Annotated in this window: 13 protein-coding genes; 11 read left to right on the top strand and 2 right to left on the bottom strand. The window is 42.6% G+C overall.

Annotated elements, in window-relative coordinates; genetic code table 11:
* Positions 1-259 precede the first annotated feature (259 nt).
* The 7 genes from pyrD to rmf all read left to right on the top strand — a co-directional run bounded on the left by pyrD (position 260) and on the right by rmf (position 8903).
* Entirely contained in the window at positions 260-1270 is a 1011-nt protein-coding gene (pyrD, locus tag OCV19_RS08500) for a quinone-dependent dihydroorotate dehydrogenase (protein WP_065677506.1), read from the top strand.
* A gap of 206 nt (positions 1271-1476) precedes the next feature.
* Positions 1477-2025: a cell division protein ZapC gene (locus OCV19_RS08495; protein ID WP_017059680.1), complete on the top strand. Its 549-nt coding sequence runs from the start codon at positions 1477-1479 to the stop codon at positions 2023-2025.
* A gap of 508 nt (positions 2026-2533) precedes the next feature.
* Positions 2534-4654, top strand: coding sequence for a bifunctional 23S rRNA (guanine(2069)-N(7))-methyltransferase RlmK/23S rRNA (guanine(2445)-N(2))-methyltransferase RlmL (gene rlmKL / locus OCV19_RS08490; protein ID WP_065677505.1), 2121 nt, complete (start codon positions 2534-2536; stop codon positions 4652-4654).
* A gap of 25 nt (positions 4655-4679) precedes the next feature.
* A complete protein-coding gene (locus tag OCV19_RS08485) occupies positions 4680-4937 on the top strand; it encodes a glutaredoxin family protein (protein ID WP_083994395.1) in 258 nt (85 codons plus the stop codon).
* Positions 4918-6834: an ABC transporter ATP-binding protein gene (locus OCV19_RS08480; protein WP_065677503.1), complete on the top strand. Its 1917-nt coding sequence runs from the start codon at positions 4918-4920 to the stop codon at positions 6832-6834. The genes OCV19_RS08485 and OCV19_RS08480 overlap by 20 nt, the downstream gene beginning before the upstream one ends.
* A gap of 9 nt (positions 6835-6843) precedes the next feature.
* On the top strand, positions 6844-8568 hold the full coding sequence (locus OCV19_RS08475) for a DUF3466 family protein (protein WP_065677502.1): 1725 nt from the start codon (positions 6844-6846) through the stop codon (positions 8566-8568).
* A gap of 161 nt (positions 8569-8729) precedes the next feature.
* Positions 8730-8903 (top strand): ribosome modulation factor, encoded by a 174-nt coding sequence (gene rmf / locus OCV19_RS08470; RefSeq protein WP_017059676.1) that lies wholly within the window; start codon positions 8730-8732, stop codon positions 8901-8903.
* 253 nt (positions 8904-9156) lie between these two features.
* Here rmf and fabA read toward each other — a convergent pair whose 3' ends face one another.
* A complete protein-coding gene (gene fabA, locus OCV19_RS08465) occupies positions 9157-9672 on the bottom strand; it encodes a bifunctional 3-hydroxydecanoyl-ACP dehydratase/trans-2-decenoyl-ACP isomerase (protein WP_017059675.1) in 516 nt (171 codons plus the stop codon).
* 70 nt (positions 9673-9742) lie between these two features.
* Complete coding sequence (locus tag OCV19_RS08460; protein ID WP_050649901.1) at positions 9743-11395, bottom strand: AAA family ATPase; 1653 nt, start codon at positions 11393-11395, stop codon at positions 9743-9745.
* 189 nt (positions 11396-11584) lie between these two features.
* On the opposite strand from OCV19_RS08460, the gene matP reads away from it, so the two are divergent.
* From matP to OCV19_RS08440, 4 genes are all read left to right on the top strand, one after another.
* Positions 11585-12040, top strand: coding sequence for a macrodomain Ter protein MatP (gene matP, locus OCV19_RS08455; RefSeq protein ID WP_065677501.1), 456 nt, complete (start codon positions 11585-11587; stop codon positions 12038-12040).
* 23 nt (positions 12041-12063) lie between these two features.
* Entirely contained in the window at positions 12064-12372 is a 309-nt protein-coding gene (locus OCV19_RS08450; RefSeq protein WP_017059672.1) for a DUF3634 family protein, read from the top strand.
* A 105-nt stretch (positions 12373-12477) separates the two neighbouring features.
* A complete protein-coding gene (locus tag OCV19_RS08445) occupies positions 12478-12789 on the top strand; it encodes a hypothetical protein (RefSeq protein WP_065677500.1) in 312 nt (103 codons plus the stop codon).
* A 144-nt stretch (positions 12790-12933) separates the two neighbouring features.
* Positions 12934-14154, top strand: a complete 1221-nt coding sequence (locus OCV19_RS08440) for a hypothetical protein (RefSeq protein ID WP_065677499.1) — start codon at positions 12934-12936, stop codon at positions 14152-14154.
* Positions 14155-14214: the final 60 nt, after the last annotated feature.

Below are 14214 nucleotides of genomic sequence, written 5' to 3'. Positions count from 1 at the left end.
CAATAGGCCTAACGACTTTTGAAGAATAAACTTCGACGCACACGTTGTTTGTTGTTAAGTGAGCTGGCGGCTGTACTAAGGTTGAGATTAGAAATAGCTTAATAACTTGAAGAAACGATAACGTTTGCTTAATAATGAACCTCATTCGTTAGTAAACTCGATTATCTTACCCTTACAGACAGTAATAGATTGAATAGTTCGGTAAATAAGTAAATAATATCGCCCCGTTTACACGGGGCTTTTTTCTATCGGAGGCACAATGCTTTACCGTCTAGCCAGAACTGGCTTTTTCCAACTTGATGCCGAAAAGGCACATGATCTTGCAATTCAAAATTTCAAGCGCTTCACAGGCACACCTATTGATCTTTTGTATCGCCAACAATTACCTCACCGACCTGTAGAGTGCATGGGTCTTACTTTTAAAAACCCAGTTGGCTTAGCTGCCGGCCTAGATAAAAACGGCGAATGTATTGATGCATTTGGCGCAATGGGTTTTGGTTTCGTAGAAGTAGGAACAGTGACTCCACGTCCACAAGCGGGTAACGACAAACCTCGTTTATTCCGTCTTATTGAAGCTGAAGGCATTATCAACCGTATGGGTTTTAACAACCTAGGCGTCGATAACCTTGTTGAGAATGTTAAGAAGTCGAACTACGATGGCATCTTAGGCATTAACATCGGTAAGAACAAAGACACACCTATTGAAAAGGGCGCTGAAGATTACTTGATCTGTATGGAGAAGGTATATCAATACGCTGGTTACATTGCTGTGAACATCTCTTCACCAAACACTCCAGGACTTCGTTCGCTACAATACGGTGAAGCTCTAGACGATCTATTGTCTGAACTTAAAACGAAACAATCTGAACTGGAAGAGAAGTATGGTAAATATGTGCCTCTTGCTCTTAAGATTGCTCCGGATCTAAGCGACGACGAAATTTGCCAAATTTGTGAATCATTGATCAAAAATAAGATCGATGGTGTGATCGCAACAAACACAACATTGGATCGTTCAATCGTTGAAGGCATGAAACATTGCGATGAAACGGGTGGCCTAAGTGGACGTCCAGTTCAATCTCGCAGCACTGAAGTAGTTCGCAAACTTCACGAAGAGCTTGGTGACAAACTGCCGATCATTGGAGTAGGTGGTGTTGACTCGTATGTTGCTGCAAAAGAGAAAATGATGGCAGGCGCGAAGCTTGTACAAGTTTACTCTGGTTTCATCTACAAAGGTCCAGGCCTAGTTGGCGACATCGTTAAAAATCTATAAGCTGAAAATTGCTTTTATTTTTGAAAAGCGACAATCTGGCATCGTCTTACTAAAAGAGACACTGTAACTCACTGAGTTGTAGAGAAAAGCGATAAGAAAGAGGAATTCATTTCCTCTTTTTTTTTGCCTATTGCTCAGTAAAATTACTGTAATTGAAGGTAATTTTGCGTTTTACCTAATGGAATGGTTCAACAGTGTGAGACGAAATGATGCTTAAACCTAGCGATACATGGAGTTGGTATTACGATGAGCAGCAATGTTCATTAATGCTAAACCTCGGAGAGGATATGATTTTCAAAACGAATCTGGTCCGCAATAAGCTGGTGGACTGCGCGTTTAGAGATAATGAATTCACCGTTGATGACGCATCTTCATACCAAACCTTCAAAGAACAAATTTCTGGCTTAGAACTGTCTGAGCCTCGCCAAGCTGAACTCGCGCTTTATTGCGTGGCAGCAAAGCGCTTCCACAAGCCTGTACAGCCTAAGAGTTGGTTCTTCGACTCACAGGGCGCTGGCCACGAATACCCTCAAGAAGGGGATATCGTACAAATGAATAACGAGCATAGCTTAGGGTATTTCATTGTATTAGAAGTGGGAGAGTGTGCGAGCCTATGTGCATTTGTCGACCTAGAAGAGTTTCTGCTTACACCTTCAAAAGGGTTACGCTTTGGCGACTCGATTAAGGTCATGCACGATAGAATGATAGACGCGAACGCTATTCTTCATCAAACGCACATCGCGATGGTCGGTTAGCCTTCAATCTAGTCCATAATCTCCCACACACATCGCAACGCATCAACCTGTCAAATCTTCCCCAAAATCGGCTCATTAGCCGATTTTTTTGTGCCTAAAAAACCTCACCCTGATAAATACATCACTGCCTAACCATTTAAATAGTGAACTTACGACTATTTTTTCACCTTAATTTCTGCCTGTTTTTATCGCCAGAAGTATAATTTACCCATCTTTATTCCCTGTTTTGGTCCTTTTGTAGCTAACTTTCACCCTTAATTTGCATTTGGTATATACCAAATTGAGGGTGAATATAAATTCACATTGTCGCTTTGGCGGGGATTTGCTCATGAATCGTGTTGGTTTGATAAGTCTTATGTTCTAAGGGGATGTGGGTAAGCGATCGCTTCAACACTGTGCGTTTGCTAGCCAGTTAGAAGAAAGATTCAATGAAAAGACGAGTTTAGTGTGATGCTCTAGTAACAAATTCAGGTATAATCGAGCTCATTTTTATCAATAAAAGAACACTATGAATCAATATCTAGCGGTTACCTCAAATGGCCTTGAGAATTTATTAGTTGAAGAACTAACCCAACTAGGGATTACAAACGCAAAACCTGTTCAAGCAGGTGTTAAATTCAAAGCCACCAATGAGCAAATTTATCGTTGTTGTTTGTGGAGCCGTTTGGCTTCTCGATTTGTACGTGTCCTTTCTGAATTCACTTGTATGGACGACATGGATTTGTACCTATCAACCACTGCGGTTAACTGGGTAAATCAATTCCATAGCTCTAAACGTTTTGTTGTTGACTTCAATGGTACGAACAACGAAATCCGCAATAGCCAATACGGTGCGATGAAAGTAAAAGATGCCGTTGTTGATTGTTTCGAGAAGAAGTCTCTACCTCGTCCTTCTATCAGCAAAGAGAACCCAGACATTCGAATTCACGTTCGTCTACACCGTGATAAAGCGATTCTTGGTGTTGATATGGTGGGCAGCGGTCTTCACCAACGTGGTTACCGTCCAGAATCAGGTCGTGCACCTCTGCGTGAAACACTTGCAGCAGCGATTCTTCTTCGTAGTGGTTGGGATGCGACTAAGCCTTTCCTAGACCCTATGTGTGGTTCAGGTACGTTAGTGATTGAAGCGGCAATGATGGCTGCAAACATGGCTCCAGGTGTTAAACGCCAGAAGTGGTGTTTCGAATCATTAGAAGATTTTGAGCCAGAGCTTTGGGCTGAAGTGAAAGCTGAAGCGAATGTTCAAGGTCGTCGTGGCGTTAAGAAAGTAGAATGTAAGTTCTATGGCTATGACAATGACGAACGCATGATCAAAACAGCGCGTGACAATGCTCGTCGTGCTGGTGTTGAAGAGTTGATTGAATTCGAAGTAGGTGATGCTGCGAAACTTAAGCGTCCTACCGAGTTTACTGATGGTGTGATTGTTTCTAACCCACCTTATGGTGAGCGTCTTGGTACAGAGCCGGGCCTTATTGCACTTTACACGGCATTCGGTGCGCAGCTCAAAGCGGAATTTGGCGGTTGTAACGCGTCTATCTTCTCTAGTTCAGACGAACTACTGAGCTGCCTACGCATGCGTGCAGACAAACAGTTCAAATTGAACAACGGTGCGTTACCGTGTCACCAAAAGAACTACTCAATTTCAGATCGTTCGATGTCAGAGCGTCCAACAGGCGAGCAAGAACAGCTGATTGCTCCTGACTTTGCAAACCGTCTTAAAAAGAACATCGGTAAAATTGGCAAGTGGGCTAAGAAAGAGCAATTAGATTGTTACCGTATCTACGATGCTGACTTACCAGAATACAATGTAGCGATTGACGTATACCCAGGTCATCTTGTGATTCAAGAATACGCAGCGCCTAAAGATGTACCGGAAGAGAAGGCTAAACGTCGCTTAACCGATATTATCCGTGCTTCTATTCAAGTTACGGGCGTTGAAGCAAACAACGTGGTTCTTAAAGTTCGTCAGAAGCAGAAAGGCCGTTCTCAATACCAGAAGATGGCTCAAGACTCATCTAACCTAGAAGTGAACGAATACGGCGTTAAGCTGATTGTTAATCTTCATGATTACCTAGATACGGGTTTATTCCTAGATCATAAGATCACTCGTCGTCGTATCGGTGAGATGGCCGCAGGTAAAGACTTCCTAAACCTGTTTGCTTACACGGGCAGTGCATCTGTTCATGCTGCAGTCGGTGGCGCACGCTCTACAACAACGGTTGATATGTCGAATACCTACCTTGAGTGGGCAAAGCAGAACATGGAGCTTAATGGCCGTGTTGGTCGTCAACATCAATTTGTTCAAGCTGACTGCTTGCAATGGCTGGTTAAAGAGCAGGGTTCTTACGACCTGATCTTTATTGATCCACCTACGTTCTCAAACTCTAAGCGTATGGATCAATCTTTCGATGTTCAACGTGATCACATTCAGTTGATGGAAAACCTTAAGCGTCTTCTTCGTGAAGAAGGCACGATTGTGTTCTCTAACAACAAACGTCACTTCAAAATGGATCTAGAAGGTCTGGAAGCGTTAGGTCTTAAAGCTCAGAATATCTCAGCTAAGACGCTTCCATTGGACTTCTCTCGCAATAAGCACATTCATAACTGCTGGTTGATTACTCATAAGTAGTTAAGAGATTGTATAAGGATATATAGTGCTGACTCTCTACAGTACAGAAGGGTGCCATCTATGTGAGATGGCATTCCAACTCACGGAACAGTTAAACATTAGCCATCACGTCAACGTTGTCGACATTGCATTTGATGATGAGCTCTTTTCCCGTTACGGGGTCACTATTCCGGTGCTCAAATTTGAAAGCTCTGACCTTTCTCAAAGCTCAGAGCTTAACTGGCCATTTGGCTTGTTAGAACTTAATGATTGGTTAAAGAAGAATGGCATTACTTACAATTAATAACGGGCAATTAGCGTTTGGCGATCACCCGTTATTAGATCGTGCAGACTTTGCACTGCAAGAAAACGAACGTGTGTGTTTAGTAGGGCGCAATGGCGCTGGTAAGTCTACATTGATGAAAATCCTGTCTGGGAACATCATCATGGACGACGGCAAGATGCAAATCACACAAGATGTGGTTGTATCTCGCCTTGAGCAAGATCCACCGCGTAATGAAGAAGGCACCGTTTATGATTACGTTGCTGGTGGCCTAGCGGAAATCGGCGAGCAATTGAAGATCTATCATGATCTTCTGGATCTCATTGGTACTGACCCTAGCGAAAAGAACTTAAATCGTCTTACTCGTGTGCAAGAGCAGTTGGATCATGCGAATGCATGGCGCTTTGAAGATCGCGTAAGTAACGTAATGGCGGCGCTTAAACTCACGGCTGAAACAAAACTGACCGATTTGTCTGGTGGTTGGCAACGTAAAGCGGCGCTTGCTCGTGCGCTTGTATGTGACCCAGACGTGCTTCTACTCGACGAACCGACTAACCACTTGGATGTTGCGACAATCGAATGGTTAGAAGGCTTCCTGAAAGACTTCCGTGGTTCAATCATCTTTATTTCGCATGACCGTGCTTTCATCAAATCGATGGCAACACGCATTGTTGATCTTGATCGTGGTAAGTTGAGCTCGTTCCCTGGCGATTACGAAAACTACCTGTTAGATAAAGAAGAAGCGTTACGTGTCGAAGAGATGCAAAACGCTGAATTCGATAAGAAGCTTGCTCAAGAAGAAGTATGGATTCGTCAGGGCATTAAAGCTCGTAGAACTCGTAACGAAGGCCGCGTACGTGCGCTTAAGAAGCTACGTGAAGAACGTTTGAATCGTCGTGAAGTGCAGGGCAAAGCGATTATCCAAATCGACGATGGTCAGCGTTCAGGCAAGATTGTATTTGAAGCTGAGAATCTTAACTTTGGCTTTGAAGGCAAAGAAATTGTTAAGGACTTTAGCTTTAACATTATGCGTGGCGATCGTATCGCTCTGATTGGTCCTAACGGTTGTGGTAAGAGTACGGTGCTTAAACTGCTTCTTGACCAGCTTAAGCCTGATTCAGGTCGTCTGCATTGTGGTACTAAGCTTGAAGTCGCTTACTTCGACCAATACCGTGAAATCCTAGACCCTGAGAAGTCTGTAATTGATAACCTAGCGGACGGTAAGCAAGAAGTGACAGTAGGCGGCCGTGAGCGTCATGCACTAAGCTACTTACAAGATTTCTTATTCTCACCAAAACGTGCTCGTACTCCTGTTAAGGCACTATCTGGTGGTGAGAAAAACCGTCTGTTATTAGCTCGTATCTTCCTTAAGTCGAACAACTTATTGATTCTCGATGAGCCAACCAACGATCTAGATATCGAAACTTTGGAACTTTTAGAAGATTTGCTTGCCAACTATCAGGGTACGCTTCTTTTAGTGAGCCACGATCGTCAGTTTGTTGATAACACGGTTATGACAAGTTGGATCTTCGAAGGTGACGGTGTGATTGAAGAATTTGTTGGTGGCTATCACGATGCTCAGCAGCAAAGAAAGCAAGCATTAGAGTACCGACAGGTTGAAAAGCCATCAAAGCCTGAGAAAGTAGTTGAGGAAACTCCCAAAACTGCGCCAGTTAAGGCTAAACCTAAGAAGTTATCGTATAAGCTACAACGAGAACTAGAAGCGCTACCAATGCGTTTAGAAGAATTGGAAACTCAAATTGAAACTCTTCAGGAAGAAGTCAACGATCCAAGCTTCTTTTCAAAATCTGTAGAGCAGACACAACCAGTATTAGATAAGCTATCTGCAGCAGAGCAGGAGCTTGAAGTTGCTTTTGAGCGCTGGGAAGAGCTCGAGGCACTACAACAGGAAAGTTAAGAAGTAATAATGACTTGTACTAAATTTAAATTAACAACAGTTGCAGCATTAGTTTTTTCTGCAACTAACGCGAACGCTGCGCTTTATAAGGTAGTGGAAGTTACTCCTTCGATTACTGGCGCTTCTGAAATCTTTGGTGTAGCTATTAAGCCGGGTTCCGCTTCAGACGGAACGAATGATCTTGCACTAGGATGTTTTGATTCTGCCGCGACCAACTGTGCTGATAATACATTTGAGCTTGCTGGTGAAACTCGCGATACACTTGAAGCTGTCAGTTATCGTGAAGAAGTTCCATTCGCGATGGACGCTCCATTTCAATACATCCAAGAGCGCGATGATTTCGAAAACTATTGTTATCGAGAGTTGCGATACTCTACGTGTGAAAGTTGGGCAGAAAATCGCTGGAATGATACTTGGAGTAAGGAACGAAACGACCTAAGTTATGTAAATGCAAAAGCGTTTGTAGAAGGTGGTGATGCTTTTGAGACTCGTAATACGGTAATCAATTCTCTAGATGATGATGCTAAACCAGTGGGAATTAAATCTGAAGGTGACATTCGCAATAATGCACTGTTTACGACAACAGCTGCGCCTGCCGGAAGTTCAGAAACTCGTGCTTGGAAAGCGATAACGGTAAGCGGTACTGTTTATAACGTAGGTAGTGTATCTACGGAAGGGCCTAAAACAGGCACATCGGATACAACATTTAGTTCAAAAGCAGCAATCTGGGATGGAACTGATACAAAGGAAATCGATTGGGTTAGAGGTGGCAACGCCCAACAAGGTGACTACTTTGCCCAAGGCAGCATGCGGTCAATTGTAATTGATACGTCAAACTCTGTTTTTTATGGTGTAGGCTATAACACAGTTGATGGCAGTGGCGATCTTCAAGACATGAATGCTAGTGTCTTTGTGAGTGACTCATTAGATATTTCAGGTTCCTGGACAACGAAAGTTATTAGTGGTGCTGAAGTCAAATCTGGGTCATCTAACGATGATGCGAAATACAGTAACTCTGTAGCGACCGATATCAACGATAACTTGTTTGCTGTTGGCTATGCCAAGCGTAACGGTTATGTGCCAGAGAGTGGCAGCGCAGGCAATAAGATCTTTGTTGTTGAAAATGCAGCAGAACCTGAAGCAGACTTTTTGACTGGTGGTATCTTCTTTGGCGGCTCTAGCGGTGAAGCTAAAGCGGTAAACAACTTCAATGAGTTTGTTGGTCAGATCGATGCGGAAACGACTCGTGAAGTAGACGGAAGTGAGCGTAGACACAGAGGCTTTATCTACCCGTACAATGTTGATTCCTCTATAGATGAGCGTCGTGTAGACATCTTTAACGGCCAAGCTTGGTGGTTAGATGATCTAACAAATGACGGCAACGTGTCTGGAGAGAACAACAAGTTTCGAATTATTGATGCTACTGACATTAATGATGCTGGTGTAATCTCAGCAACAGCTATCAAGTGTATGATTGACACAAATGGAGATGGTAGAGGAGACAAGGAACAAGCCTACGATACAACGTCTCACAACTCATATTGTGCAGGCGCGTCATCTAACGCGGTAGAAGAGGTTGTAGCGGTTAAGCTTGTACCTATTGCAGGTGCAACGCAAGCTAATATCCAAACTCGAAGTGCCGACTCAGAGAAGGTTGATCGTCAAGGTGGTAGCCTAGGTTGGTTAACTTTGACTGTGCTTGGTCTGTTAGGGTTCCGCAGAAAATTTAAATAATTTTACCTCTTGAGCCCGAGTTCACAATTCTGAACTCGGGCTTTTTTTCGCCTTGAGAAAAGTGAAAATTTGATCGATTCTTAAAGCTGGAGTCACAAAAACTCCGCAAAGTTGTAATCATTGTATGTTAGTAAATGGAACACCCGTATGAGGACTGCACTATGAAGAGACAAAAGCGTGATCGACTAGAACGAGCACAATCTCAAGGTTACAAGGCTGGTTTAAATGGACGGTCGCAAGAAGCTTGCCCATATAGCCAAATGGATTCTCGGTCTTATTGGTTAGGTGGATGGCGTGACGCCAAAGATGACAAGCAATCAGGTCTCTATAAGTAGATAGGGCACAAAGAATTAAAGGTCAGGGCTCCATTGACTGTTGATTACAACGGCTGGAGCCTTGTTAGTTTCAGAAGAGTGCTAATCCCCAGAGCTATAAAGTTATTATAATCTCGCTATTATAAGAGGGGCTTGCTGGTGGATTTAACCTATTCCAAGCTTAGTTCTGAATACCTTAATGCACTATAACTAAATTTATTGGAATGAAAATAAAGCAGCCATGGGCTGCTTTACTAAAAATCTAACTATTAGATTAGAATGCTGACGTATCTTGGAAAAGGCCAACTTTCAAATCTTTAGCAACGTAGATCTCTTTACCATCAACAAGTACGCGACCATCCGCAAGGCCCATAACTAGACGACGGTTAACAACACGCTTCATGTGGATCTCGTAAGTTACTTTTTTCGCTGTTGGCAGAATTTGACCAGTGAATTTCACTTCGCCAACCCCTAGAGCACGGCCTTTACCTTCGCCGCCAACCCAACCAAGGTAGAAACCAACTAGCTGCCACATTGCGTCAAGGCCTAGACAACCAGGCATTACTGGGTCACCCGGGAAGTGACAATCGAAGAACCATAGGTCAGGAGTAATATCCAGCTCAGCAAGAACTAAACCTTTACCGTAATCACCTTCAGTTTCAGACATCTTAGTGATGCGATCCATCATTAGCATGTTCGGTGCTGGTAGTTGAGGGCCTTGTGGCCATAGTTCGCCTTGGCTTGATGCTAGAAGCTCTTCGCGAGTGTAAGAATCACGTTTGTTTTGCATTATCAATTACTCCGATTTTTGATAGGTGCATATTAGTGAACAGGTGTACGCTAAACAAGTCCGATCAGTACTAGACAAACCAGTTTTTAATGCGTCCAACGATTCCAATAGGGTGCTCATGTCTTTCAAAGTTTTCAATACGTTCCGCGATTTTGCTCAGAACGCTTTCTTGTTCATCGTCTCTAAATGGTTTGTTCATAATGAGAGGAATTGCTTCGTCTACATTAGACACAGACCAAATATGGAATTCTTCATTCTTAATGCTTTCAATAAGGTCAGGCTTTAGTGCGAGGTGTCTTAAATTCGATCTAGGAAGGATCACGCCTTGTTCGCCAGTTAAGCCGTTGTGCTTACACACATGGTAGAAGCCTTCGATTTTCTCGTTTAGCCCGCCAACAGCCTGTACACGACCAAATTGGTCTACTGCACCAGTAACCGCTATTTGTTGATTGATAGGGTATTCAGACAAAGCACTCACCAGAGAGCAAAGTTCCGCTAGAGAAGCACTATCGCCATCGACTTCGCAGTACGATTGCTCAAACACAACAGAAGCGGCGTATGGCAAAGGGTCTTCAAGGTTTAGTGCACTGCTCACAAATGCTTGCATGATCATCATACCTTTAGCATGAAGATTACCACCCAGTTCGGCTTTACGCTCAACGTCAGCAATGTCACCATCACCAAAGTGAATAACGCAGGAAATTCGAGCAGGTTCACCATAAGAGATCGGGTGTCCGGGAACATCGATAACCGTCAGACCATTAACTTGACCAACTTGTTCGCCCTCGGTTTCGATAATGACTTGGCCATCTCGAATATCATCAAGAGCGCGTTCTGGTAGGTAAGATTCACGGTTATATTTGTGCTGTTGAGCTTGTTGGATATGGTGAATATCAATCTCACCATTGTCGGCTTCAATCAGAGCTTCGTTCAATAACGCATTGTGCCAAATAGGGCATAATGGAATATAGCTCTGATCTTCAGTCTCTCTTGCTCCGGCAGTAAGAATGCCCGTCAACGCTTGTTGCGTGATGGTTGGCAATTTATAGCGTTGTTGAAGCCACTTTAGGTAACCAAGATATTGAGTCAAAGTCTCTTCAGAGAGCTTGATGTCTTGTTCAATTTCGCTAAATAGGCAAAAACCGGTTTGAATATCGCTGTCCAGGTAATCAAGGTCACCTAGTTGAGCTCTGTCTCCAACCACAATCAACTTAATGTTGTAAGTCAAAGGCAAAGTCGGGGATTGGTTCAAGTGCTCTGGATTACTGCTGATTGGTTCTACGGCTTCACCAAGCAGTGCTGATTTAAGCAGTAACCAGCTTCCTGGGTTGGCCAAGATCAAGTTTGCTGAAACGATCAGATAGCCGTTGTTTGCTCTAGCCAGTAGGCCGGGCTTTGTCGCTACAACCTTACCGTCTTTTGACTGAACTTGGTCAAACAGAGAGACAGCATTTAAAGACTCAGTTTTTATAACCGGTAGAGTGTGATCATCTAAAGCAGTGACTAGAGATTCAACAATCATTTGACGATAGATCGAATTGTCTGGAGCGTTTACAAGTAAAACACGCGAAAGGTTAGACAAACGGACAAAGCGGGTTAACGCATCTTTGAATCTATGTTGAATATCTGAAAACGGGAAAGGCGAGATGTCAGGGAATTGCTCTAATTGAGCGCTATATTCGTCGTACTGAGGCGTAACATGTCGCCAATCTACTTGAGTCATTTAAGTTTCTGATTATGATAATGAGATAGGGAGTATATAGAAAAACCGATCTCGCTTGTAGCTCTATGTTGTAGTTACTAATCACTAAGCTAATATAAGTATGATCTTGGTCTATTCTTTCAAGATCATAATTGTTAAATAGCCTATTTTGGGTTACGCTGTCACTAGGATTAACTCTCGAGATTAGACATGAAATATCAGCAACTTGAAAACTTGGAATGTGGTTGGAAATGGAACTATCTGGTCAAAAAATGGAAAGAAGGCGAGTCGATCACCTGCCACATAGATTCAAGTGAATCTGACGTTGCTGTTAAAGCCTTATTGAAGCTTGAACACCAACCTACAGGTGTCCTTGAGTGGATATCTAACAACATGTCTCCTGAGCTCGATAACAAGCTTAAACAAGCGATCAGAGCTAAGCGAAAACGCCACTTCAATGCTGAACAAATTCATACAAAGAAGAAATCAATCGACCTTGATTACCGTGTATGGGAAAAGCTATCTCAACGTGCGAACGAGCTAGGTTGTACGCTCTCAGATGCCATCGAGTATTTGGTTAGCGAAGCGTCTCGTAGTGAGCAGGCCAGCAAGACGGTGACTAGCCTCAAAGAAGACTTAAGCAAGCTCCTTTCTGACGATAAATAACCATCAACAGTAGTGGTGACATTATGATGTACGTAATCTTAATCGGTGCGGTATTAGTTTTTTGGTTAGTAGCAGTCGACCGACCGGTATTGAAAATTAAATTTAGCGACGGGGCGATCGAACAAGTTAAAGGGCATCTTCCACCGAGCTTTAAGCACAACCTTCAAGAGATTGGTCATAACAATACCTTTAAAGGCGAGCTAAAAGTGTATGCAAAACGTTCTGGCTACAATCTCAAGTTCACTAAAGATGTTCCTAAAAACGTACAGCAACGTATTCGTAACGTGTTCCCGCATAATGGTTTTAAGTCTAAAGGCTCAAAGAAAGCGTAATCGTTGAGAGTTACGTGTTAGCTGGTCAATCCTCATACTAAGTTAATCCTTCATTTTCCTTAAATCTCCGCATACTGTTCTCACCTTCAACAAAGAGAGAGCAGTATGAGATATCTAGTATTCCTATTGTGTTTTTTATCCCCAGTCGCTTTTCCCGACGATGCATTGGTTAATCCTGTAGCTAAAAAGATAAAAGTCACCGTCATGAAAGGGCTCAACAAGAGTAATGTTGATTTCGAGGGTTATTGCGATCTGATGATTGAGATGAAGCACTCTAAAGGTTACGCAAGAATCAAAAAGGTGAGAACGTCTGGAGATCGTAAAGTTTGCAAGCAGGCGAAAAAACATCTACCGACGAAGAAAAGGTTCAAATACAGCTTTCCAGAAAAGTATATCCGGCTACATATCACACATTAGCTACTCTCTACGCACTATAACTAAATATCCTTAATTTTATTGAAACAATTTCGTGAACCAATCTCTAATTTCTATTAATATTAGTTTTGTTATAAAGGCAGGATATGCCGATACAAGAGCATTTACGGCAAAGGAAAGTCACGGTTGTTGTTAGCAAATAAAAGTTATACCCCTGAAGTAGTTGAGATCTCAAGGAAGGTCTCAATCAATGTTGAAGCTCGCTTTAATCGATGGTTAATCTCACCTGAATATAAGCTCGCACAATCTACAGTAGACACGTTACTAAGTTTGGAAAATAGGTATTGTGATAGTGTCATATTTGATGAATCTGACCGCATATCTCACAATCAACGTATTTTATTGCGCTGCGAGCAGGATAGAGTTAATGCTCATCGTGAGAAAGTCGACGCGAAGCAACAAACCTTACGATACGTTATTGATGATGTCAGCAATGCCGCTTCTGCGCTAATGCTTGAGAAGCTTCAAGGTACCTTAATAAGTTCGTTGTTTTCAGACTTACCCGATTACAATCAGTTCGCTAGTGTTGCATATTCGCCATCTTTAAACTTTTCCAAACTCCATGAAATATCCGCGAAAAGTAGGCCATTGAGCTCAAGTTTAATCGAGTTTGTTTCCAATCAAGAGTTTGCAGAGAAATATGGAAAGAAATCTAAGGTAATTCTCGATCCAAAAGTTGCAGCACGACAAATAGGAATAGAAAATTGTCGTTTATTGTTCCCATTGTTAATGAGTCAACAGCTGATTAAGTGGAATGATGGCAACATTAAACACATCACACCTAAGGTTTGGCAACACTTGGTCGTGACGTCAAATGCGACTCGAATTCGACTTCAAGAAACGTCGGTTAAAGATCCTAACGTAGGCATTTTACTTGGCGTGTTGAGAGTTCTGCCTTTGTTTTTAATTTGTAACCACTTTTCTTCAACATTTGAAGACGCATTGGTAAAAACGATGCTTGGTTATCGTGAAGCAAGTGACAAGCATGACGAATATTATGCTTGTACTGAGGTGATGCCAAACACACAGTTTCTTGAATCAATGGTCGAGCAGCTAGAGCTTAAGCTATTAAAAAATCTCGTTGAATTTATCGATTGGAGCCCTGGAAATCAGTTCATCAAGAGGGCACTTCTAGAGGAAGTGAATGACATTCCAGTACTTGAGCGAACGGTTTATGGTGCAGCTTTGGTTCAAGGTAGAAAATATTCTGTTTTCGAGGCGTTAGATAATAGTGAACTATTTAACGTTAAGCACCGACCTTATTGGTTTTCAACTGTTCAAATGTCTATCGCGACGATTGAGCAGATGCAAGATAGAGTACTGGGAAAGCTTACGGTGAACATGTAGTAAAGAGAGAGTCGCATTTATGTGGCTCTCTTTTTTGTTGCGCTGTAACTTTATGTGAAT

Source organism: Vibrio celticus, from assembly GCF_024347335.1.
GTDB classification, from domain to species: domain Bacteria; phylum Pseudomonadota; class Gammaproteobacteria; order Enterobacterales; family Vibrionaceae; genus Vibrio; species Vibrio celticus.
This window is presented reverse-complemented; position numbering and strand designations above follow the sequence as displayed.

What these genes read in the sequence shown, in the direction of transcription:
- pyrD (WP_065677506.1), top strand. Translation starts at nt 260, where the DNA reads ATGCTTTACCGTCTAGCCAGAACTGGCTTTTTCCAACTTGATGCCGAA.
- OCV19_RS08495 (WP_017059680.1), top strand. Translation starts at nt 1,477, where the DNA reads ATGATGCTTAAACCTAGCGATACATGGAGTTGGTATTACGATGAGCAG.
- rlmKL (WP_065677505.1), top strand. Translation starts at nt 2,534, where the DNA reads ATGAATCAATATCTAGCGGTTACCTCAAATGGCCTTGAGAATTTATTA.
- OCV19_RS08480 (WP_065677503.1), top strand. Translation starts at nt 4,918, where the DNA reads ATGGCATTACTTACAATTAATAACGGGCAATTAGCGTTTGGCGATCAC.
- OCV19_RS08475 (WP_065677502.1), top strand. Translation starts at nt 6,844, where the DNA reads ATGACTTGTACTAAATTTAAATTAACAACAGTTGCAGCATTAGTTTTT.
- rmf (WP_017059676.1), top strand. Translation starts at nt 8,730, where the DNA reads ATGAAGAGACAAAAGCGTGATCGACTAGAACGAGCACAATCTCAAGGT.
- fabA (WP_017059675.1), bottom strand. Translation starts at nt 9,672, where the DNA reads ATGCAAAACAAACGTGATTCTTACACTCGCGAAGAGCTTCTAGCATCA.
- OCV19_RS08460 (WP_050649901.1), bottom strand. Translation starts at nt 11,395, where the DNA reads ATGACTCAAGTAGATTGGCGACATGTTACGCCTCAGTACGACGAATAT.
- matP (WP_065677501.1), top strand. Translation starts at nt 11,585, where the DNA reads ATGAAATATCAGCAACTTGAAAACTTGGAATGTGGTTGGAAATGGAAC.
- OCV19_RS08450 (WP_017059672.1), top strand. Translation starts at nt 12,064, where the DNA reads ATGATGTACGTAATCTTAATCGGTGCGGTATTAGTTTTTTGGTTAGTA.
- OCV19_RS08445 (WP_065677500.1), top strand. Translation starts at nt 12,478, where the DNA reads ATGAGATATCTAGTATTCCTATTGTGTTTTTTATCCCCAGTCGCTTTT.